Origin of the sequence: Agromyces sp. 3263, assembly GCF_031456545.1 — a bacterium.
Lineage (GTDB): Bacteria > Actinomycetota > Actinomycetes > Actinomycetales > Microbacteriaceae > Agromyces.
The window spans coordinates 863,985-885,280 of the sequence record NZ_JAVDUV010000002.1 but is presented as its reverse complement, the minus strand read 5'-3'; the positions used below and the strand labels follow the sequence as shown (position 1 = coordinate 885,280).

The 21,296-nt window shown below is 71.4% G+C and carries 15 protein-coding genes; 11 read left to right on the top strand and 4 right to left on the bottom strand.

The window, feature by feature from the left end:
• Positions 1 to 63: 63 nt before the first annotated feature.
• Positions 64 to 1,329, bottom strand: coding sequence for an ROK family protein (locus J2X63_RS17420; RefSeq protein ID WP_309979560.1), 1,266 nt, complete (start codon positions 1,327 to 1,329; stop codon positions 64 to 66).
• Positions 1,330 to 1,451: 122 nt separating this feature from the next.
• On the opposite strand from J2X63_RS17420, the gene J2X63_RS17415 reads away from it, so the two are divergent.
• The 9 genes from J2X63_RS17415 to J2X63_RS17375 all read left to right on the top strand — a co-directional run bounded on the left by J2X63_RS17415 (position 1,452) and on the right by J2X63_RS17375 (position 12,292).
• Positions 1,452 to 2,492: a Gfo/Idh/MocA family oxidoreductase gene (locus J2X63_RS17415; protein WP_309979558.1), complete on the top strand. Its 1,041-nt coding sequence runs from the start codon at positions 1,452 to 1,454 to the stop codon at positions 2,490 to 2,492.
• A complete protein-coding gene (locus J2X63_RS17410) occupies positions 2,489 to 3,295 on the top strand; it encodes a hypothetical protein (RefSeq protein WP_309979556.1) in 807 nt (268 codons plus the stop codon). The genes J2X63_RS17415 and J2X63_RS17410 overlap by 4 nt, the downstream gene beginning before the upstream one ends.
• 132 nt (positions 3,296 to 3,427) lie before the next feature.
• The gene (locus J2X63_RS17405; protein ID WP_309979554.1) at positions 3,428 to 4,921 is read left to right on the top strand and encodes an MDR family MFS transporter; all 1,494 of its coding nucleotides are present in this window, start codon (positions 3,428 to 3,430) and stop codon (positions 4,919 to 4,921) included.
• Positions 4,922 to 4,941: 20 nt separating this feature from the next.
• Positions 4,942 to 6,537 carry a GMC oxidoreductase gene (locus tag J2X63_RS17400; RefSeq protein ID WP_309979552.1) on the top strand — a complete coding sequence of 532 codons (1,596 nt, stop codon included), beginning with the start codon at positions 4,942 to 4,944 and terminating at the stop codon, positions 6,535 to 6,537.
• 35 nt (positions 6,538 to 6,572) lie between these two features.
• Positions 6,573 to 7,877 carry a DUF6379 domain-containing protein gene (locus J2X63_RS17395; protein WP_309979550.1) on the top strand — a complete coding sequence of 435 codons (1,305 nt, stop codon included), beginning with the start codon at positions 6,573 to 6,575 and terminating at the stop codon, positions 7,875 to 7,877.
• Positions 7,878 to 7,916: 39 nt separating this feature from the next.
• Entirely contained in the window at positions 7,917 to 9,395 is a 1,479-nt protein-coding gene (locus J2X63_RS17390; protein WP_309979548.1) for a DUF6379 domain-containing protein, read from the top strand.
• Positions 9,392 to 9,853 carry a PhzA/PhzB family protein gene (locus tag J2X63_RS17385; RefSeq protein WP_309979547.1) on the top strand — a complete coding sequence of 154 codons (462 nt, stop codon included), beginning with the start codon at positions 9,392 to 9,394 and terminating at the stop codon, positions 9,851 to 9,853. Before J2X63_RS17390 ends, J2X63_RS17385 begins: the two co-directional genes overlap by 4 nt.
• Positions 9,854 to 9,875: 22 nt before the next feature.
• Positions 9,876 to 10,814, top strand: a complete 939-nt coding sequence (locus J2X63_RS17380; RefSeq protein WP_309979544.1) for an alpha/beta hydrolase — start codon at positions 9,876 to 9,878, stop codon at positions 10,812 to 10,814.
• Positions 10,811 to 12,292, top strand: a complete 1,482-nt coding sequence (locus J2X63_RS17375; RefSeq protein WP_309979542.1) for a family 43 glycosylhydrolase — start codon at positions 10,811 to 10,813, stop codon at positions 12,290 to 12,292. Before J2X63_RS17380 ends, J2X63_RS17375 begins: the two co-directional genes overlap by 4 nt.
• 6 nt (positions 12,293 to 12,298) lie before the next feature.
• Here the strand turns inward: J2X63_RS17375 and J2X63_RS17370 are convergent, their stop codons facing one another.
• The 3 genes from J2X63_RS17370 to J2X63_RS17360 all read right to left on the bottom strand — a co-directional run bounded on the left by J2X63_RS17370 (position 12,299) and on the right by J2X63_RS17360 (position 19,311).
• Entirely contained in the window at positions 12,299 to 14,539 is a 2,241-nt protein-coding gene (locus J2X63_RS17370) for a glycoside hydrolase family 3 N-terminal domain-containing protein (RefSeq protein WP_309979540.1), read from the bottom strand.
• Positions 14,540 to 14,627: 88 nt separating this feature from the next.
• Positions 14,628 to 15,920 carry an ABC transporter substrate-binding protein gene (locus J2X63_RS17365; RefSeq protein WP_309979537.1) on the bottom strand — a complete coding sequence of 431 codons (1,293 nt, stop codon included), beginning with the start codon at positions 15,918 to 15,920 and terminating at the stop codon, positions 14,628 to 14,630.
• 148 nt (positions 15,921 to 16,068) lie between these two features.
• On the bottom strand, positions 16,069 to 19,311 hold the full coding sequence (locus J2X63_RS17360) for a glycosyl hydrolase (protein WP_309979535.1): 3,243 nt from the start codon (positions 19,309 to 19,311) through the stop codon (positions 16,069 to 16,071).
• A 159-nt stretch (positions 19,312 to 19,470) separates the two neighbouring features.
• On the opposite strand from J2X63_RS17360, the gene J2X63_RS17355 reads away from it, so the two are divergent.
• Together J2X63_RS17355 and J2X63_RS17350 are read left to right on the top strand one after the other, a co-directional pair.
• Positions 19,471 to 20,433 carry a sugar ABC transporter permease gene (locus tag J2X63_RS17355; RefSeq protein WP_309979533.1) on the top strand — a complete coding sequence of 321 codons (963 nt, stop codon included), beginning with the start codon at positions 19,471 to 19,473 and terminating at the stop codon, positions 20,431 to 20,433.
• Between the two features lie 3 nt (positions 20,434 to 20,436).
• Positions 20,437 to 21,273 carry a carbohydrate ABC transporter permease gene (locus J2X63_RS17350; protein ID WP_309979531.1) on the top strand — a complete coding sequence of 279 codons (837 nt, stop codon included), beginning with the start codon at positions 20,437 to 20,439 and terminating at the stop codon, positions 21,271 to 21,273.
• Positions 21,274 to 21,296: the final 23 nt, after the last annotated feature.

Sequence of the window (21,296 nt, the reverse complement as noted above, 5' to 3'; positions counted from 1 at the left end):
GCTCCTTCGTCTCTCACTTGAGACAGAAAGATACACGCTTATGTCAGAAAGCGGAAGAAGAACTCACGAGGCGACCATGACCTCGCTGATGGTCGGCCGTCCATCCGCGAACCAGCGAGGGAAGGTGGCGTCGAAGAGCTGCTCGCGCACCATCTCCGCACCGCCCCGGAGCGGCTCCTTCTCGTCACCGAGCGACCGCACGATGCTGAGATCGCGAGTGGCGAGGGGGAGCGAGAGCTCGTAGACCCGCTGGCGCACCTCGGCGAGGAAGACCTCGCCGGCCGACGAGACGGCGCCGCCGACGACGATCACGGCCGGATTGAACATGTTGACGAGTGCAGCGATGGACTCGCCGACGAGCCGTGCCGAACGCTGGATGAGTGAGATCGCGAGGGCGTCGCCGTCCATCGCGGCCAGGGCGATCGCCTCGGGCGTGATGGCCACGCCGCCCTCGACGTGACGTGCGAGGGCACCGCCGCTGCCCTCGCCGACGGCGACCTCGGCGTCGCGAACGAGCGCCCAGCCGCCCGCCTCCGCCTCGAGGCATCCGACCTTGCCGCATCGGCACAGGGCGTCGGAGTCGCGCACCCGCACGTGCCCAATGTCTCCGGCCGCGCCGTTCGCGCCCCGGTGGATGCGCCCGCGGGAGAGCAGCCCGGCGCCGATGCCCGAGCCGACCTTGCAGAAGATGAGGTCGAGCGCCTCGTCGTCGCGGCGTGCGCGCTCGCTGAAGGCGAGCAGGTTCACGTCGTTGTCGACCCAGGTGGGCGCGTCGAAGCGCTGCTCGAACCGGCGGCGCACGTCGAAGCCGTTCCAGCCGGGCATGATCGGCGGAGCGACCGGGCGCCCGCTCTCGAAGTCGACCGGGCCCGGGATGCCGACCGCGACACCCCACACCGGCACGTCGGGGTGCTGCGCCAGGATCTCGTCGAGCATCTCGAGCGCCTTCTCGATGGTCTCGGCTGGGCCACGCGCGATGTCCCATTTCGTGTGGGCGTGGTCGACGACGTCGCCGTCGAGCGACGCGATGCCCACGCGGATGTGCAGGGCCCCGAGGGCGCAGACGACGATGCGCCCCTGCTCCGAGCGGAAGCGCAGCGTGCGGGGGGCGCGACCGCCCGACGAGGGGCCGAACTCGCCGTCGGCGAGGAAGCCCATCTCGATGGCCTGGTCGACCCGCTGGGTGACGACGCCGCGGCCGAGCCCGGTCACCCGCCCGATCTCGGGACGCGTGGCCGCCTCTCCGGTGCGGACCAGGTTGACGATACGAAGGAGGCTCGTCACCTCGTCGGTCTGGGCGCCGAAGCGCAGGGTGGACTCGCGTGTCATGCACAGATTCTGACACAACACCGCCCTTCCAGCGTTGATTTCGGCATCACTATGGACAAAAGTGACACTGGCTTTTGTATAGTTGTGACACAAGTTCGCTGAGCAGGGCGGGAGGACGGCGTATGCCGTGGGGCATCGGCGTGATCGGGGCGGGGCCGGGGGTGGCGGCGTTGCACCTCCCGACGCTGCAGCGGTTGAGCGACCGGTTCACCGTCGTGCACCTCGCCGACCAGGGCAGCGGCCGCGCCGTGGAACTCGCACATCGCGTGGATGCGGCGTCGTCCACGGGGACGGAGGAGCTGCTCGCGGATGCCGCGGTCGAGGTGCTCGCGATCTGCAGCCCGCCGAGCGAGCACGCCGTGCAGATCCTCGAGGCCATCAACGGGGGCGTGCGGGGGATCCTGTGCGAGAAGCCCCTCGCGACCACCAAGGACGACGCGCGCGCCGTCGTCGACGCCTGCCGCGAGGCCGGGGTGAAGCTGCTCGTCGCCACGAACCACTTCTACGACGAGGCCTGGGATCGGGCGAAGCACCACCTCGTGGCGCTCGAGTCGGACGTGCGCACGATCTCGGCGACGGTCGCGCTTCCGCCGAACGGCCGGTTCCACGCCGTGGTCACCGAACCGGATGCCTCCGGGCCGCCCGCCCGCGGCGGGCCCGACCTCGCCGACCCGGCCGTCGCTGCCGACGTGGTGCGTCAGCTCGTGCTGGGCCTCGCCGTGCACGACCTCCCCGCGATCCGCGACCTCGCGCCCGACTTCGAGGGCGTCGACTTCGCGGCGGCGGTGCCGCCGATCGGCTACACCGTGGCCTTCCGGGCCAGCGGTGTCCGCGTGCTCCTGACGGCCGTCATGCTGCCCGACGGGCCCGACCCGCTCTGGCGCCTCACCATCGGCACCGAGACCGACCGCGTCGACGTCGAGTTCCCGCCGTCGTTCGTGCACGCGGGCAGCGCGACGGTGCGGGTCCGCGTCGGCGATCTCCGCACGACGACGTACCGGCGGGAGGACGAGGACGGCTACGTGCGTGAATGGCGGGCGCTCGCTGCGCTGCTCGACGGAAGCGCCACCATGGAGTACCACGAGGTGCTCGACGATGCGCTGTTCGCGATCGACCTCGCCGACGCCGCCGCGGCGGCGATCCGCGCGGGAGGCTCGTCGTGAGCGAGCGCGTCGGGGTCCTCGTCGACCTGCCCGAGTACGTCGTGGCGGTCGCCGGCCTCCCGCGCAGCGCGGAGCGCGTCGGTCGCTCGGCCGGCGCGATCGTCGTCGTCGATGGCTCGGCCGAGTGGTGGGATGCCGCCGCGGGGGCCGTGGAGGCGGGGGCTGCGGCGGTGCTCGTAGCAGAACCTCGCGCGGTGCCGCTCGAGGAGGTCGTCATCCTGGCCGACCGCGCCGCGGGCCGGGGCGTGCCGATCGTCGTGCACCGGTCCTCGCTGCGGGCGGACCTGGTCGACCTGGCCGTCGCGCAGCGGAACGGTCTCGCGCCTCGCGTCACGGTCGCGGAGTGCCGTGCCACGGCCGACGCCCTTCCCACGATGGTTCGGGACGCCATCGGCTGGACGCGCTCGCTCGCCGGTGCCCGGCTCGTGTTGGGCGCCGCCGACCGTGGACGCGACGCCGGGACGGCGCTGCTGCGCGCCGACGACGACGGACGTGTCGTCGGCTCGATGCTCGTCGGGGTGACGAGCGCGGAGGGTGCCGTGCTCCGCCTGCAGGCGCTCGGCGAGGCGTCCACCGAGGTCGAGATCGATGTGCCGCTCGGACACGTCGAGCTGGCCACGAGCACCGCCGCAGGTCGCCTGGTCGCGCCCGCGAAGCTCGAGTCCGGCGAACGCGCGTCGGTGCGTCGGGCCATCGACACGGTGGCGCGAGGCATGCGATGCCTGGAGGTCGAGGAGTTGCTGGCGGACGCGCGTGCGGCGGAGTCCATCCTCGGTGCGTCGCGGCATCCGACCCTGCTTTAGTTGTTTTCGGACTAAAGATCGTCTAGAATCGACATGACGTCGGGATCCGGTCTGGATCCGATCCTCACCGTGACGCTGCGGCGAGGGCACACAGGGTCGCGTCGACAGTCCGATCGTTCGGGCCATCCACGAATGTCGCTCTCACCGCTCCGGTTCCGGCTCCTCATCGCCTCCCTCCTGACCGTCTCGATCCTCGGCGCCCTCGATCACACGATCGTGGCCACGTCGCTCGCCACCATCGCCGGCGAGCTCGGCGCACTCGGCCAGATGGGCTGGGTCGTCGTCGGCTACACGCTCGCGAGCACCGTGCTGCTGCCCGTGCTGGGCAAGGTGGGCGACCTCGTCGGTCCGCGCCTCGTCTTCCTCGTCTCGCTCGTCGTGTTCCTCGTGGCGTCGCTCGCCTGCGGCTTCGCGCAGGACATGACGCAGCTCATCGTCGCCCGGGTCGCGCAGGGCATGAGCTCGGCCGGACTGCAACTCATGTCGCAGACGATCGTCGCCCACGTGACGACGCCGCGCGAACGCCCGAAGGTCCTCAGCATCATCGGCGCAGCCTTCCCGGTCGCGATCCTTGTCGGCCCGGTGCTCGGCGGGGCGATCACCGACTACTGGGGCTGGTCCTGGGTGTTCTGGATCAACATCCCGTTCGGCGTCGCGGCGTTCGCCCTCGCCGTCTTCGCGATCCCGCACATCGACCCCGGTCCTCGGCGACGCTTCGACTTCGCCGGCGCGACCGCCTTCACCGTCGCCTTCGTCGCGCTCGTGCTCGCCGTCAGCTGGATCGGCGACCCGGCCGCGGCATCCGCTGCGCTGGTGGCCTTCGTCGTCGCGGCGATCGGCTTCGCCGCCTTCTTCGTGATCGAGCTGCGCGTGCCCGAGCCCATCGTGCCGCTGCGATTCTTCGCCGATCGCACGATCGCCGCGGGCGTGGCACTCTCGGCCATCATCGGCATCGGGCTGTTCTCCGTCACCGCATACCTGCCGACCTACTTCCAGATGGCGTATCGCACCACAGCCACGGTGTCGGGGCTCGTGCCCATCGCCACGGTGTTCGGGATGCTCGTCTCCAACCTGGCGACCGGATGGCTCGTGAGCCGCACCGGCCATTACCGCGTCTACCCGATCGTCGGCACCACCCTCGGCGCCGCAGGGCTGCTGACGATGGCGCTGCTGCCGGAGGGCGGGGCGCTCTGGGTGCCGATGGTCGTGATGGGGATCGTCGGGGTCGGCACCGGATCGTTCATGAGCCTCGTCATCGCGATCGTGCAGGGCGCCGTGCCGCGGAATGAGACGGGCACCATCACCGCGACCGTCAACCTCGTGCGCCAGATGGGATCGACCGTGGCCACGGCCGTCATCGGCGGCGTCATCGGCGTCGGCGTCGCCGCCGGGCTGCCCTCGATCCTCGACGCGTCGACCCTGACGCCGCAGGCCGTGCGGGCATCGTCGCCCGCCGTGCAGGAGCAGGTCGCACAGCTCTACGGCGACGTGCTCTCGCCCGTCTTCGCAGCCCTCGCCGTGGTCTACGCGCTCGGCATCGTCGCGGCGGTGCTCCTTCCGAAGGGGCAGCTGTCCGACGAGGTCGAGACCGCACCCGAAGCCGCATCCGAATCCCTCACCGCGTGAACCCCGAAGAGGAGCACCTCATGTCGCACCACCCCACCATCGCCGTCGTCGGCAGCGGGCCCATCGGCTCCGCCTACGCCCGCACGCTGCTCGAGGGCGTTCCGGATGCCCGGGTCGTCATGTTCGAGGCGGGCCCGCAGTTGACCGAGCGTCCCGGCGAGAGCGTGCGCAACATCGCCGACCCGATCGAGAAGGCCCGCGCGCGGGAGCGCTCGCAGGGACCCCAGGCCGGGGAGTTCCGCGAGGCGCTCGGCATCCCCGCCGGCACGGTCGTCGAGGGCACGTTCACCGCGCGACAGGGCACGCACCTGCTCGACTTCGGCGGCGAGGGCTCGGCGCACGCGCCGACGTTCCCGGCGGCGGCCGGGGCCACGAACGTCGGCGGCCAGGGTGCGCACTGGACGTGCGCGATCCCGCGACCGGGGTTCAGCGAGAAGGTCCCGTTCATCGCCGACGACGAGTGGGAGGACCTCATCGCCACGGCCGAGGGACTCCTGCACGCGCAGAGCTCGGCGTTCGCCGACTCGGCCGTCGGCGGCGGCATCCGCTCGCTGCTGGAGGAGGAGTTCGCCGGTGAGCTGCCCGACGGCTACGGCCCGGGGACGCTGCCCGTCGCGGGCGACCCGCAGCCCGACGGCACCATGCGCTGGGCGGGCGCCGACGTGGTGCTCGGCCCGCTCATCGAGCCGGGGCATCCGCTCGCCGAACGCTTCGAGCTGCGCGATCTCACGCTCGTGCGCCGGATCGAGCACGACGGCGACCTCGTCACCGGTGTCACCGTCGAGGACCTGCGCACGCACGAGACGTCCTTCGTGCCCGCCGACCTCGTGGTCGTGGCCGCCGACGCGTTCCGCTCGCCCCAGCTGCTGTGGGCATCGGGCATCCGCCCGCGGGCGCTCGGGCACTACCTCACGGAGCATCCGGTGGTCATCTCCACCGTCGCCCTCGATGCCGACCGGATCGGCCGGTTCGCCACCGAGGCGCAGCTCGACGAGGAGCTCGCCCGCCGCGCGGAGCACGCCGCCGACCCGGTCGCGGCGGTGAACCGCATCCCGTTCTCCGAGCCCGACCATCCGTTCTCGCTCCAGGTGATGTACGCCGAGACCACGCCGTTCCCGATGGCGCCGGATGCCCCGCACGCGCAGAACCGGTGGGGCTACGTGAACATGGGCTACGGCATGCGCAAGCGTCCCCGCTTCGAGGACGCGGTGACGTTCGACGACGGCGAGCTCGACTACCGCGGCTTCCCCAACATGACGATCACCTACGAGCTCACCCCGGCGGAGCTCGGCGAGATCGAGGCCGCCACCGAGCGGCTCCGACGGGCGGGGAACGCCCTCGGCACGTTCGTCGCCGAGCCACGCCTCATGCCGAACGGCTCGAGCCTGCACTACCAGGGCACCCTCCGCATGGGCGACGCCGACGACGGCACCTCGGTCGCCGACCCGTGGTCGCGCGTCTGGGGGTACGAGCACCTCGTCGTCGGCGGCAACGCCCTGATCCCGACCGCCACGACCATGAACCCCACGCTCATGAGCGTCGCGATCGCCGTGCGGGGCGCCCGCAAGGCCGCCGAGCAACTGCGAGCGGATGCCGCGGCATCCGTCACGGCCTGAGACCACCACCCACCGAACGAAGAGAGGAAGCACCGATGCTTCTCGAGCGAGACCTGATCCAGTCCATCGGATTCCGCAATGTCCGCGAGGGCCACCGGGTGACCGGGTTCCAGTTCCGGGTGCGCATGCCGTCGTACCGGGGGATGGCGGCGTCGCTCATCGACGGCATCGCGGTGCGCGTCGACGACCTCGTCGACGTCGGCCCAGACGTGCCGCGGTGGACGTTCGCCGGCCGCACCTACAGTCTGGCCGAGCTCTGGGACGGCGACGGCGTGCGGTGGCCGCTCGAGGAGGCCGCGATCGTCACGGTACCGCTCGACGGGGGGCTCCCGGACGGCGTGCACCAGGTCTCGATCGAGCTGCGGCTTCGCATGTCGTACATCCCCGAGGAGCACCAGCCGAGCACCTACCGTGAGACGCGCCACATCACCCTGTCGCCCGAGGCGGCCGGGGCGCCGTTCAAGTACGGCGTCTCGCTCTACAGCTTCATGACCGACTACGGCACCGTGCTCGATCTCGAGACCGCGCTCGCCGCCGTCGCGGATGTCGGCGCCACCGGACTCGAGATCCTGGGCGAGGGGCACATCGCCGGCTACCCCGAGCCCACCACCGCCTGGGTCGACCAATGGTTCGCGCTGCTCGACCGGTACGCGCTCGAGCCGACGAACTACGGGTCCTGGATCGACACCCGCCTGCACTCCAGCGGTCCGAACGCCCGCGCGCTCTCGGCTGCGGAAGGGGCCGGAATGCTGCAGCGCGACCTGCGGCTGGCGAAGCGGCTCGGCTTCCGGTTCGTGCGCCCGAAGATCGGCGTCGTCTCGGGTGATCTCGTGCCCGATCCCATCTGGACGGAGTCCGTCGAGCGGTCGCTCGACCTCGCGCAGGAGCTCGACGTGGTGATCTGCCCCGAGATCCACTCGCCGACGCCGATCAAGCACCCGGTCGTCGACGACTACATCGACCTCATCGAGCGCACCGGCACGAAGCACTTCGGGCTCCTGCTCGACACCGGGATCTTCCAGGACCGGCCCATCCCGCTGCGGCCGGGCGAACTGCCAGGACAGCGTCCGGCGTTCCTCGACGGCATCGGCGTGGACCCGGCCGACATCGCCGACATCGCGAAGTACGTCGTGTTCATCCAGGCGAAGTTCCACGACATCGACGACCGGCTCGAGGACCAGCAGATCCCCTGGGAGCCGGTGCTCCAGGCGCTGAAGGACGCCGGCTACACCGGCTACCTCTCGAGCGAGTACGAGGGGGAGCGGAGCCCCTGGCGCTCGATCGAACAGGTGCGGCGCCAGCACTCCCTCATCCGACGCATCGCCGACGGGCTCGACTGAGCCGCGGCATCCGCAGACCCCCCAGAGACAGGACGAACCATGCCGAACGGACTCATCGACGACTCCAGCCTGCGCACGCATCCCGACGGGCTCGCGCTCGCCCTCACCCTGCCGTGGTACCGCAGCCTCTGGCTGTCGTCCGTGAGCACGCTCCGCCTCGCGGTCGACGGCCAGCCCGTGGACGCCGAGGACCTCGCGTTCGAGCTCGACGGCGTGCGCTACGGGCTCGACGAGTTGCCCGAGCAGCACGACGTGCTCTGGTACCTGCAGGCGCACCCGCTGCTCATCGTCAGGCGGCCGCAGCCGGTCGCGCTCGGCGAGGCACACGAGATCGAGGTGTTCGGCGAGCTGCGCCTGCCGTACATGCAGATCGCGCCGGGCGCGGATGGCGGGCCGGGCATCTACGTGCCCAACATCGTGAAGCAGGCGATGACGCTGACGGTGACCGACGAGGATGCCGCACCGCCGGCGCTCGTCCGAGACGTGCCGCCCGCGCCCGCGGCCACCGAGGAGGACCCGTTCAAGCTCGGGCTCACGCTCTACTCGGCGAGCGCCGAGTTCCGCGCCGGCTGGTTCGACTTCTCGGCGCTGCTCGACCGGGTGGCCGAGCTCGGCATCGGGCCGGGCATCGAGATCGTCGCCTCGCAGGTGCTGCCGACGTACCCGGTCGTGTCCGATGCGTTCGTGCGCACGTGGCGTGACGCGTTCGACCGGCACGGGTTCGACGCGAGCTCGTTCGGCGCGAACCTCGACATGGGACGGCGCCGCGACCGCGACATGACGCCCGACGAGGAGTTCGCGTTCAGCGAGACGCTGTTCCGCGGCGCGGCGAAGCTCGGCTTCCCGCTCGTGCGCATCCAGAGCGCGAAGCCCGAGCTGCTGCGCCGGCTCCTGCCGATCGCCGAGGAGCTCGACCTGAAGCTCGCCTACGAGATCCACGCGCCGATGGGCCCGAACGCTCCCGAGATCCTGAAGGTGCGCGACGTCTACGCCGAGCTCGACTCGCCGCTGCTCGGCTTCGTCGCCGACTTCTCGGCCACCATGCATTCGATGTCGCCGACGCTGCTGCGCGCGGTGCGCCGTGCCGGCCTCGACGACGACGCCGTGCAGACCATGCAGGACATCTGGGCGACGGACGCGCCGATGCGCCAGCGCCAGGAGGAGTTCATCGCGTACCTCCGCGGCCGCGACTTCGACCCCGGACGGCTCGGCGCGTTCGCCCACCTCGCGTTCAACATGCACGGCCACGTCGACCCGCGCGAGTGGGCCGACATCATGCCGCAGATCCTGCACGTGCACGCGAAGTTCTACGACATCGACGAGCGCGGCGAGGAGCCCGCGATCGACTACCCCGAGCTCGTGCGCGTGTTCGTCGAGGGCGGCTACCGCGGCTACTGGTCGAGCGAATGGGAGGGGCACGCGTTCGCCGAGCTCGGCGAGGTGGACCCCCTCCTGCTCGTGCGCAAGCAGCACGACCTGATCCGTCGCAGCATGCGGGCGATGCGGCAGCCGGCATGAGCGGGACCGTGGCCTCCGTCGAGGAACTCCGCACCGCCAATCGGGCCGTGGTCGAGGCGTTCTTCGCCTCGAACCTCGACCGCCCCGAGGAGCGCCTCGCGCTGTGGCATCCGGATGGCGTGAAGGAACTGCCCTTCGCTCCCGCCGGCCTCCCCAAGAGCAGGTGGGAGGGCCGCGACGAGATCGTGGCGAACACCGTGAACAACGCCGGCATGTTCGCCGACTGCGTGCACCGCGACCTCGAGATCGTTGCGGCCGAGGACCCCGCATTGTTCTTCGTCACGAGCCGGATGGTGCCGGAGGCGACGTTCCTCGGCGAGCCGTATCCGCAGTCGTTCCTCCACGTGATCCGGGTGCGGGACGGCCGGATCATCCTGCAGCAGGAGTACTTCAACAGCGAGATCCTCGCCGAGGCCGAGCGCGCCGCACGCGCCAAGGGCAGAAGCCCGCTGCAGTAGCGAACGACGAGGAGGAGACACCGTGAGCGACTCCCCGGCCGTGGAGGCCGACTCTGCAGGACTTCCCGACTTCCGGCGGATGCCGGTGCCTGAGGCGATCCGCTGGCTCACCGAGCACGGCGAACCCGCCGACCCGCGAACCGACGTGGACACTGCGTCGCTCGTGCGGCGGTTCCCGCACCTCGCCGACGTCGAGACCGAGGACCGCCGTGTGGACGGTCCGCACGGCCCGGTGCCGATCCGCAGCTTCCGCGATGCGACCGCCACGCCGACCGGCCGGGCACTGGTCTGGGTGCACGGGGGCGCGTTCATCGGCGGGAACCTCGACATGCCGGAGTCGAACTGGGTCGCGCGCGAGCTCGCGGCACGCGGCATCCCGGTCGTCTCCGTCGACTACGCGAAGTGCCTCGGCGACGTGCACTTCCCGGTTCCGTCCGACGACGTGATCGCCGCGTGGCGGTTCGTGGCGGATGCCGCGGCCGACCTCGCCGGCGTGGCGCCCGAGTCGCTCGTGCTCGGCGGCGCCAGCGCGGGCGGTGCGCTTGCCGCGGGCGCCGTGACGCGGTTGCGCGACGCTGGCGACCCGCTGCCCGCCGGGCTCGTGCTGGTCTACCCGGTCCTGCACCCGAACTGGACCGAGGGCTCCGAGTCGATCGACCCGGCGTCACCGACCAGCCAGCTCACGTTGAACTACGCCGGGAGCGAAGCGGCGCTCGCCGATCCGCACGCCTTCGCCGGGCTCGGCGACGGCCACGGCTTCCCACCGACGTCGATCGTGGTGTGCGAGCGCGACGAGCTGCGGCCATCGGGCGAGCGCTTCGCCGCGACCCTGACGACGGCCGGCGTCGACGTCCGGCTCCACGTCGAAACGGGCGCCGAGCACGGCCACCTCGATCACCCCGGCGATGCCGGCGCCCTGCGCACCCTGAAGACGGTCGAAGACTGGATCCTCGAGCGATGACCGACCACGACCCGGCCACGACCTTCACGAACCCGGTGCTCGCGGGCGACCGGCCCGACCCGGCCGTCATCCGCGTGGGCGACGAGTACTGGATGACGTATTCGTCGTTCCAGGCCGCGCCCGGACTGCCGCTGTACCGCTCGACCGACCTCGTGAACTGGAGGTACGAGGGCTCGGCCCTGCCGCAGCCGCTCGGCAACACGTTCGCGGTCGACATCGCCGAGCACGACGGGCGCTTCTTCATCTACATCCCGTTCATCCCGACGCGCTGGTCGGAGCTGACGGAGCCGTCGATCTTCGTGATCCACGCGCCGTCGATGCGCGGTCCGTGGTCCGAGCCGATCGACCTCGGCATCCGCGGCGCGATCGATCCCGGCCACGTCGTCGGCGAGGACGGGAGGCGATACCTGTTCGTCAGCGGCATCCGACGTATCCAGCTGGCCGACGACGGGCTCTCGACCGAAGGCGAGCTCGAGCGGGTGTACGACGGCTGGCGCTACCCCGACGACTGGGTCACCGAGGCGTACGCGCTCGAGGGGCCGAAGCTGTTCCGGCGCGGCGAGTGGTTCTACCTCGTGAGCGCCGTCGGCGGCACCGCCGGGCCGCCGACCGGTCACATGGTCATCGTCGCCCGCTCGCGCTCGGTGCACGGGCCGTGGGAGAACCACCCCGGAAACCCGATCGCGCGCACGGAGGACGCCGCCGAGGCGTGGTGGTCGCGCGGGCACGCGACGATCCTGCGGGGCCCGGCGGATGCCTGGTGGATGCTCTCGCACGGGTACGAGCACGGCTTCCGCACCCTCGGTCGGCAGGTCCTGCTCGAGCCGATCGACTGGACGGACGACGATTGGCCCGTGGCGGTCGCCGACGATATCGGTGTGCCCCAGGCGGCGCCGGCGGATGCCGCGTCGCAGGACGCGGCAGCGGGCTTCGAGGAGGAGGCCGGTGCGTTCCGGCTCGGCGAGCGGTGGACCTTCCATGCGCCGTCTCCCGGCGAGGCCGAGCGGCTGCGGGTCGACGACGGGCTCGTGCTCCGCGCGCGGGGTGACGGACCCGCGGGCACGTCGCCGCTCTGCCTCGTGACGGGCGACCACTCGTACGAGATCGAGGTCGACGTCGAGCTCCTCGGCCAGCGCGCAGAGGCCGGGCTGCTGCTCTTCTTCAACCATCGGCTGTTCTGCGGCATGGGCATCGACGGCGACCGCATGGTGAGCTACTCCGGCGGGCTCCCCACGCACTGGCGCGAGCCGGCGCCGGCGGCCCGCCGGATGGCGCTGCGCATCCGCAACGACGAGCACGTCGTCACGTCGTGGTACCGGCTGCCCGGCGAGGAGTGGGTCCGGCACGCCATCCGCTACGAGACTTCGGGGTACCACGCGAACACGGTGGGCGACCTCCAGAGCCTGCGGCCCGCGGTCTACGCGACCGGCGACGGAGAGGTGCGCTTCCGCGACCTCCGCTACCGCCCCCTCGCCTGAGGTCGGTCAGGGCGCGCGTTGCAGCAGCCGGATCCGCGCGGCCCCGGCCGAGTGGGCGGTCGTGGTGGGCCGATCGCTGACGCGGAACTCCACCGACTGCGTTCGGTCGAGCGTGCCGCCGACGTGGAGGCGGAAGAGCCCCGGTTCGACGATGAAGCGCGCGCCCGCGGCATCCGTCGACCAGAAGCCCAACTCGCGCGCGCCGAGCTCGAACGAGACCGTGATCGTGGCACCCGGATCGACGGTGCGCCGCTCGAACGCGACGAGCCGCCGCACCGGAGGGGCGACGCTCGCCACCACGTCCTCCAGGTAGGCCTGGACCACCTCGTCGCCCGATCGGCCGGACGTGTTCGTCACGTCCACGGCGACGCGCAGCGTCTCGCCCCGCTCGAGGGCATCGAGGGCGCACTCATCACGTGAGAGCCGCGGCGCCGAGTGCGAGAAGGTGGCGTACCCCGACCCGTGCCCGAACGCGAACTGCGGCCCGAGCTCGAGATCGAGGTACTTCGAGGTGTACTTCTCGTGCACGTTGTCGGGGCCGTGCAGCCCGATGTCGACCGTCGCCTCGGTGAGCGAGCCGCCGACGCTCGCGGGCCGGCCAGTGCGCTCGTGCGCGTAGTGGATGGGGACCTGCCCGACCGACCGCGGGAACGACATCGGCAGCCGGCCGGCGGGCTCGGCGTCGCCGAGCAGCACGTCGACGATCGCGGCAGCGGCCTCCGTCCCGCCGTGCCAGGCCTCGAGCACGGTGGGTGCCACGTCGATCCAGTCGGCGACGACGAGCGGGCGGCCGTTCGCCAGCACCACGACGAACGGCGTGCCCGACGCGGCGACCTGCCGGATCAGTTCCTCCTGGCGCCCGGGCAGGCGCAGGTCGCTGCGCGATGCCGCCTCGCCCGAGAGCGAGCTCGGCTCGCCCACGCACACCAGCACGAGGTCGCTCTCGCGGGCGGCTGCGTCGACGGCGGGAAGCTGCGAGGCGTCGTCGTCGAGGAAGCCGACGCCGGGCAGCACTCGGAGCTCGACTCGCGGCACCCGCTCCCGCAGCGCGTCGGCGATGCTGCCCGCGGGCGCGGCGAACGACTGCGTCCACGCGCCGAGGTGGTCGGTGGACTCCGCATACGGCCCGGTGACCAGCACGCGCCGGGGATCCCCGAGTGGCAGCGTGCCGTCGTTCTTCAGGAGCACCGTCGAGCGCGCCGCGGCGGCGCGCACCAGTCGCCGGCTCTCGACGGTCGGCTCGAGCCGTTCGTCGTCCGCGGACACGTACGGGTCGTCGAAGAGCCCGAGCGACTCCTTCAGGGCGAGCACCCGGGCCACGGCATCGTCGACGCGCTCGGGATCGAGCAGGCCGGGGGAGAGGTCCTCCTGCGCCAGATCGGACGGCGCGCCGCCCATCTCGACGTCGAGGCCGGCGGTCCATGCCAGCCGCACCGCGTCCGCGAGGTCGGCGGCAACGCCATGGGGGATGAGGTTTCGCACGCCGTCGGCATCGCCGACGACGATCCCCTCGAACCCCCACTCCGCCTTCAGCACGTCGGTGAGCAGGCGGCGGTTCGCGTGCATCGGTCGGCCGCCGACCGTGTTGAACGAGGCCATGACGGATGCCGCGCCCTCGGCGACCGCGGCGCGGAACGGCTCGAGGTGCACGTTCCGCAGGCGGTGCTCCGAGGCATCCACCGTGTCGTAGTCGCGGCCGCCCTCGGGCTGCCCGTAGGCGACGAAGTGCTTCGCGGTGGCCGCGATGGCATCGGATGCCGCGAGCGACGCGCCCTGGTACCCGCGCACCATCGCGCGGCCGAGCTCGGCGGTGAGGTGCACGTCCTCGCCGAAGCCCTCGACCACGCGGCCCCACCTCGGATCGCGGGACACGTCGACCATCGGCGAGAACGTCCACGTCACCCCGGCGGAGCGAGCCTCCGCGGCCGCGAGGCGGGCGAGGTCCTCCACCAGCCGTGGATCGAAGCTCGCCGCCTGCGCGAGGGGCACCGGCGAGATCGTGCGGTGCCCGTGGATGACGTCGAGCCCGACCAGCACGGGGATGCCGAGCCGGGTCTCCTCGACCGCGACACGCTGCAGGGCATTCGTCGCGGCCGCCGTGCGCGGCCAGAACACCGAGCCGATGCCGTCGCGCACGAGCTGCGACGCCGCGGCCTGCTCCGGTCGGAACACGATCTGCAGCTGGCCGAGCTTCTCGGCCCAGGTGAGCTCGTCGAGGAGCCTCCGAATGCGGCGGGTCGGCGTCATGTGGCCGCGCTCCTTCGTGGTCGGGGCGGGAACGCGGCTGCCGCCCGGGGCGCGAAGCTCCGGACGGCAGCCGATCGAGGAACGCGTCCTACTGATCCCAGGCGGCGTCCATATCCTCGAGGACCGCCTCGACCGTCTTCTGTCCGGTGAGGAGCCCCTGCACGCCGACGCCGAGGGCGTCGTAGGTCGCCGGGTTGGGCCACGTCGCGTTCGGGAGGCCGGTGTAGGCACCCGACTCGAGCAGGTCGGCGACGGGCTGGTAGACCGGGAGCAGCGTGTCCGCGCTGACACCCGTGATCGGCACCGCACCCGAGAGCTCGGCGTACTGCTGCGCCTGCTCGGGCTCGGCGACCCAGTCCAGGAAGTCCTGTGCGGACTTCTTGGCGCCGTCGTCGGCCTTCGCGTTGATGGCCCACGCGTAGTTGGCGGAGGCCAGCATGAACTCGCCCTGGTCGTCGGCGGGCGGGAACGCCTGGACGTCGGTCTCGAGGCCCGCGCCGGCGTTGATGGAGGTCGCGGCCGAGCCCGGAACGGCGGCGCTCAGCGAGGTGCCGCCGCCGATGCCGTTCGTGATCGAGTCGAACGTGCCGCCCGCCGCGCCGTCCTGGAAGCACCCGCCGTCGTTCATGGCGACGATGTCGTCGAGCGTCTGCTTCCAGCCGTCGCTGTCGGCGAAGGTGACGTCGCCGGCCGCGCGCTGCTCGTTCCAGTCGGGGGTCTCCTCGTAGACGCGGGTCGCCGAGACGAGCTGGGCGAGCAGGCCGGTGTTGAACGACACGGAGCCGGCGAGCACGGTGAAGCTCTTCCCCGCGTCGCGCGCCGTGGTGCAGGCCTTCAGCATGTCGTCGAAGGTGGCCGGGAACTCGTCGATGCCCGCTTCCTCAGCGGCCGCCGGGTTCCAGATCAGGCCGACGGGGGAGAGCGAGGTCGGCTGGCCGTAGATCTTGCCATCCACCTCGTAGAGCGACTCGGTGCCCTCGGGGATGATTGCGGCCGACGTGTCGTCGAGGGGCTCGAGGAAGCCGGCGTCGGCGAGGGTGATCACCGAGATCGGCTGGCCGGTTCCCGGCGAGAGGACGGCGACATCCGCCGCGTTGCCCGCCTGGAACTGGGTGGTGACCTGGGTGTTGTACGCCTCGGAGGGGTACGGGATGACCTCGATCTCGGTGCCGGTCTCCTCCGTGTACGCCTTCGCCATCTGCGCGTAGAAGTCGTCGGCGTCGTTGGCCTGGGCGACCATCATGGAGAAGCCGGCGCCCGATGCGTCGTCGGTGCTGCCGGTGTCGCCGCCGCCGGAACAACCGGCGAGGACCATCACTCCGGCGACGGGAGCCGCCAGGAGCGACCACCGAAGCGGCTTGGATGCGGGGTGCTGTGACATTTCGGACCTTTCGTGACGTCGTTGTCGCCAGCCTCGGGCCGGCTCGGCCGCTGGCCGCACCTCCAGCGTGGCACACATTGGCACGATTCCGACATTAGTCTTGGTGATGTGTGGCAATAGTGCCGCTGATCCTGCCCGCGAGCACCCTTCAGCCGGGGGACTCGACGAGGAGCACGACCGGGCCGGCGAGCCCGGCCGGGAGCGGCTCGGCCGTCGGCTCGAAGACCTGGGTCATCGGTTCGAGGATGCCGCCGCTCGCCGCCGCGGCTTCGGCGATGAGGCGGTTCCGCCACGGCGTGGTGACCTCGATGCGCAGCAGGTTCGTCCCGGCGCGCAGCGCGGCGGTCACCTCGACCTGGAACGGCGCCGTCCAGGCCACCCCGCAGTCGACGTCGTTGACGGTCACCCGGGCGATGTCGCGCACGACACCGAGGTCGACGAGATGGCGATCGCCGTCGACCGGTGCATCGGCGAGGTCGAACGCGATCGAGTAGGCGCCGGTCCCCGAGAAGCCGCGGGCTTCGTCGTCGAGGGTCGTCCACAGTGCGGGGCCCGAGGGCATCGCGGTCGAGGGGCGGCCGGGCAGGTGCAGCTCCCATGGCCCGCGGAGCTGCGTGGACCGGACCGCCGGCGTGGGCGGATCCGCGTCGGCGCCGAGCACGAACGCGGAGCCGAAGCTCGGCAGCGAGAGCCCGTACGCCCTGCGGCCGTCGCCCGACGGTGTCCCGTCGTGCGGGAGCCCCTGCACCTGCAGCGCCACCGGATCCCACGCCACGAGGTGCGGCGCAGAATCGGCCACGAGGAGCTGCATCTCGGCCGGCTCGGCCGACGGGTTCGCGAGGAACGTCACGCGTCGACCGTCGATGACCCGGGAGATCTGCCGGACCGGCGGGCCGACGACCTCGAGCGGGGGCTTCAGGCCGAGCTCGTCGAGCGCCTCGCGGAGGTCGGAGGTGTCGAGCACGCGTCCTCGTGCGCGCGGTGCGGTCCAGATGCGGTCGCAGCTGCGGTCGAACGAGTCGGCATCGTCGCCGAGCGATGGCGACGCGGTCGGCCGTCGGCCCACGACTGTGGCGCCCTGGTCGAGCAGCCCCTCGACCGCCAGGAGGCTCGCGAGCGTCATCCGGTCGCTCGAACCGCCCAGGTACAGCAGGCGATAGGAGGCGCCGTCGGCGACGACCGCACCGTCCTCGACGCGCAGCACGCCGGTGAGGGCGTCGACCCCGACGTAGTCGAAGTCGAACCCGGGCGGCACGACGGTGTCGAAGTCCTGCCCGAAGAGGCCGGTGACCGGCGCCTCCTCCCCGACGAAGACCGCGACGTCGACCGCCGGCACGCCCATGCTCAGCACTGCCGAGCAGCGCGCGAGGTAGTCGATCCACGGGCGGGCCACGTGCGACCAGGTCTCGTTGATCGTGAACGCCTGCCCGAGGAACGGGGCGAGGGCGATCCCCGGCGGCGGAGCGGCGATCGGCTGGTGCGGCGAGGTGTGGATGCAGAACCGGGTCACGCCGAGCGAGAGTTGCAGGTCGGCGACGTGCTTGAGCGTGCGCGGCGTCCACGACCACGGACGATCGAACGACGTGAAGGCCTCGGCGCCAACCCACTGCCGGCCCTGCACGTGGGCGACGGAGGACGCGCCCTTCAGGTCCGCCACGTACGTCGGAAGCGGACCCCGCTCCGCGTCGAACGTCCACATCGCTCCCATCGGGACGTCGGCGTGGGAGCGCATCGCGAGGTCGTCGCCGAGCTGTGGCCGGCCATCCTCGAGCGCCTCGGCGTAGGCCGTCATGCCGCGCCGATGCGCCTCGGCCGCGAGCGTTCGGTAGTACTCGTCCGCGATGAGCTCGGTGATCGTGCGGCGGTAGTCGTAGAGGAACCGGTCGGATGCCTCGGGGTCGCCCACCGGGCAACCGGCGAGCGCGGGCAGCCAGGGCGTCGGGTCGTAGCCCCGACGGCGTCCGAACTGCTCGAGGATCGCCTCCGTCCAGTTCTGCGGGCCGGCCTCGATGCTGTCGCTGAGGAGCGCGCCGAAGCGCGGCGTCGACACCGCGCCCGGCTCGTCGTCGACGGCGAAGCGGCCGAGGTGCGTGCGCAGGTACGCGCGCACCGGGTCGCCGTCGAGCTTGTCGACCTCGAGCCCGGTGGCATCGGCCGGTGCAGGCCCGTTCGTCTGCCCCGTGAGCGACGCGCCGAGGCGAAGGATGGTCCAATCGCCCGGCGGCGCGTTCCAGCGGAGCACGCCGTCATGCACGTGCTCGCTGACGTCGATGACGGTCTCAGGATGCAGCGCGCCGGCGCCGGCCCGCGGGTCGGTGGACACGGCGAAGTAGTCGGCGACGACGCCGAAACCGGCCTTCGCCTCGGCGCGGTGGACGCGCCCGCCCGAGCGCAGCACGAACTCGGAGACCTCGAAGCGGTCAGTGGTGCGGAGCACCGGTGGGCGTCGCACGCCGTGGGCGATCGGCGGGAGCGCCTCGGCGGCGCTCGACCCCGAGAGCACGAGCCGGAACCACCGTGCGGTGACGGCGGGGAACGACGCGGTGCGAGCCGGAACGCCGTCGGCCGGCAGTTCGACGACGTCTCGATACGTCTCGCCGTCGTCGCTCGCCTGCAGGACCGCGGTCGCGGGTGGCGCCGCGCCGAACCCGCGCGGGCCGGGCAGGCCGACGACGACCGATCGCACCGTGATCGGGGTGACGAACTCCTGCTCGATCCACGCGGTCGACCACCCGTCGGGGTCGCGCGGCAGCGCGAGCGACCGGCCGAACGACCCGTCGGTGAGGCACGTCCAGTCGTGCACTCGCGAGGAAGCGCGGAAGCGGGCCGGTGCCTGCACCTGGTGCAGCGGATCGGCGGGGAACGCGAGCACGCGCCAGTCCGTGGCCCAGCCGGGGCCGTCCGGCTCCGCGTCCCAGCGAGGGGAGTCCTGGTACAGGCCCGCCACCGAGGGCAGAGGCGGAAGCGGCACCTCGACGGGGCGGCCGCCGGCCAACGCGAGCTCCGACCAGACCACCTTCTTCATGGCATCGGCCGGTTCCACCCACGGGCCGCCGGCCGCACTCCAGCCCGACGAGGTCGCGACGGCCAGTTCGATGCCGAGTTCCGACGCGGTGCGCTTCGCGGCGAGCACGGCCTCGTCCCATGCCGAAGAGCCGGGCCGCACGGGCGCGGGAACGACGAGGGGACCGCCCATCCCGCCGTCGAACACCTGCGCACCGCGCACCCCGACGGCGTGGAGCCACCGCAAGTCGCGTTCGATGCCCTCGGGGTCGATGTTGCCGTCCATCCAGTGCCACCAGGCGCGTGGGCGCGCCTCGTCGGGTGGGTCGACGAAGGCATCCCAGAGGCGGTCGGACGCCTCGGTGGAAGCGGATGACGCGTGCTCCATCACAGGGGAATCCTTCCAGCCGCCGCGTACGACGGATCATGGCGCTACTTATATGCGATATCGAGACAACTAATGTGTCTTTCCGACGCAAGTGTGTCACAGTTGCCCTAGGGCGCCCGACCTGCAACCGGGGCGCGAGACGACGAGGTCAGAGAGCAGATGACAGTGACGATCGACGAGAGCAGCACTCGCACACTCACCGTGCCGCCCGAGGCGTGGAACACGCCGGCGCCGCGCAAGCGCGGCAAGAAGCCGCTGATCAGCTTCGGCCACTGGTGGTGGGCCATGCCCGCCGTGATCCTGGTCATCGCCGTGCACTACGTCGCGACGCTGACCGGCGGGTTCTTCGCCTTCACCGACTGGACGGGGCTCGGCGACTGGGCGTTCGTGGGCCTCGAGAACTTCCAGCGGATCTTCCAGGATCCGCTGATGGTCGGGGCCGTGGTGAACACGCTGTTCCTCGCGTTCGCCTCGGTCATCCTCACCAACGTCTTCGGCCTCCTGTTCGCACTCGCCATCAACCGGATACTGAAGTCGCGATACATCCTGCGAACGCTCCTGTTCATGCCCGTCGTGCTGAGCCCGCTCGCGGTGGCCTACGTGTGGAAGTTCATCTTCCAGTTCGACGGACCGCTGAACGGCTTCCTCGGCCTGCTCGGGCTCGAGGAGTTCCAGAAGGTCTGGCTGGCCGACCCGACGTGGTCGATCTGGGCCATCCTGATCACCGTGGTCTGGCAGCAGACCGGGTTCACCATGGTGATCTACCTGGCGGGCCTCGCCAGCGTGCCGATCGAGGTCGAGGAGGCCGCCGCGCTCGACGGCGCCGGCATCTGGCAGCGGTTCCGGTACGTCATCGTCCCCGCCATCCGGCCGTCGATCGCGATCGCGACCACGCTCGGCATCATCCAGGGCCTGCGCATCTTCGACCAGATCCTCGCCCTCACCGGCGGGGGGCCGGCCGGCGCCACCGAGACGCTCGCCACCCAGGTGTACAAGCAGGCGTTCTCGCTCGGCCAGTTCGGATTCGGCTCGGCGCTCGCGCTGGTGCTCACCGTGATCATCCTGGCGTTCGCCATCCTCCAGCAGTACGTCACCCGCGACCGCGAGACCGGAAGGGCCTGACCCATGTTCCGCTACACCAAGGCCACCGCCCTCCGTGAGGTCCTCGTCTGGGTCGTCACCCTGATCGGCCTGCTGCCCTTCTACCTCCTCGTCGTGACCGCCCTGAAGCCCGACGAGGAACTGCTCACGACCAGCGCCGTCGCGCCGCCGTCGACGGTGGACTTCGGCGCATTCGTGGAGGTGCTCACGACCACCGGGCGCAACAGCATCCCGATGAGCATCCTCAACAGCGTCATCATCACCGCCGGTGCCATCCTCGGGCTTGTGCTGCTCGGGTCGGTCGCGGCGTACGTGATCGCCCGGCGCACCCGCGCCTGGACCAACCTCGCCTACTACCTCGTGCTCGTCGCGATCATCCTGCCCGCGCAGCTCGGCACCGTGCCGCTCTACATCGGCGCACGCAGCGTCGGGCTCACCGGCAACGCGGTCGGCATGATCCTGCTCTGGATCGCGATCCTGCTCCCGCTGTCGGTGTTCCTCTACGCGAGCTTCTTCCGCGGACTGACCACCGAGTACGAGGAGGCCGCCGTCATCGACGGCGCCTCGCCCACGCAGGCGTTCTTCCGCGTCGTGCTGCCGCTCATGGCGCCCGCCACCGGAACGGTCGCGATCCTCGCGGGCCTGATCGTCTGGAACGACTTCTTCAACTCGCTGATCTTCCTCGGCGGATCCGAGACCCAGACCCTCCCCGTCGCGATGTACACCTACGTCGGCGGCCTCGTCTCGGCGTGGAACAAGATCTTCGCGGTCGTCATCATCTCGATGGTCCCGATCCTGCTCTTCTACATGTTCGCCCAGAAGCGCTTCATCCAGGGCTTCGCCGGCGGCCTCAAGGGCTGACGGATGCCTCGCGGCCGACGCTC

Excerpts from the sequence above, each read along its gene's own strand:
- J2X63_RS17395 (WP_309979550.1), top strand. The coding sequence starts at position 6,573 with ATGCTTCTCGAGCGAGACCTGATCCAGTCCATCGGATTCCGCAATGTC.
- J2X63_RS17355 (WP_309979533.1), top strand. The coding sequence starts at position 19,471 with ATGACAGTGACGATCGACGAGAGCAGCACTCGCACACTCACCGTGCCG.
- J2X63_RS17375 (WP_309979542.1), top strand. The coding sequence starts at position 10,811 with ATGACCGACCACGACCCGGCCACGACCTTCACGAACCCGGTGCTCGCG.
- J2X63_RS17370 (WP_309979540.1), bottom strand. The coding sequence starts at position 14,539 with ATGACGCCGACCCGCCGCATTCGGAGGCTCCTCGACGAGCTCACCTGG.
- J2X63_RS17400 (WP_309979552.1), top strand. The coding sequence starts at position 4,942 with ATGTCGCACCACCCCACCATCGCCGTCGTCGGCAGCGGGCCCATCGGC.
- J2X63_RS17360 (WP_309979535.1), bottom strand. The coding sequence starts at position 19,311 with ATGGAGCACGCGTCATCCGCTTCCACCGAGGCGTCCGACCGCCTCTGG.
- J2X63_RS17385 (WP_309979547.1), top strand. The coding sequence starts at position 9,392 with ATGAGCGGGACCGTGGCCTCCGTCGAGGAACTCCGCACCGCCAATCGG.
- J2X63_RS17365 (WP_309979537.1), bottom strand. The coding sequence starts at position 15,920 with ATGTCACAGCACCCCGCATCCAAGCCGCTTCGGTGGTCGCTCCTGGCG.
- J2X63_RS17420 (WP_309979560.1), bottom strand. The coding sequence starts at position 1,329 with ATGACACGCGAGTCCACCCTGCGCTTCGGCGCCCAGACCGACGAGGTG.
- J2X63_RS17415 (WP_309979558.1), top strand. The coding sequence starts at position 1,452 with ATGCCGTGGGGCATCGGCGTGATCGGGGCGGGGCCGGGGGTGGCGGCG.
- J2X63_RS17350 (WP_309979531.1), top strand. The coding sequence starts at position 20,437 with ATGTTCCGCTACACCAAGGCCACCGCCCTCCGTGAGGTCCTCGTCTGG.
- J2X63_RS17405 (WP_309979554.1), top strand. The coding sequence starts at position 3,428 with ATGTCGCTCTCACCGCTCCGGTTCCGGCTCCTCATCGCCTCCCTCCTG.
- J2X63_RS17390 (WP_309979548.1), top strand. The coding sequence starts at position 7,917 with ATGCCGAACGGACTCATCGACGACTCCAGCCTGCGCACGCATCCCGAC.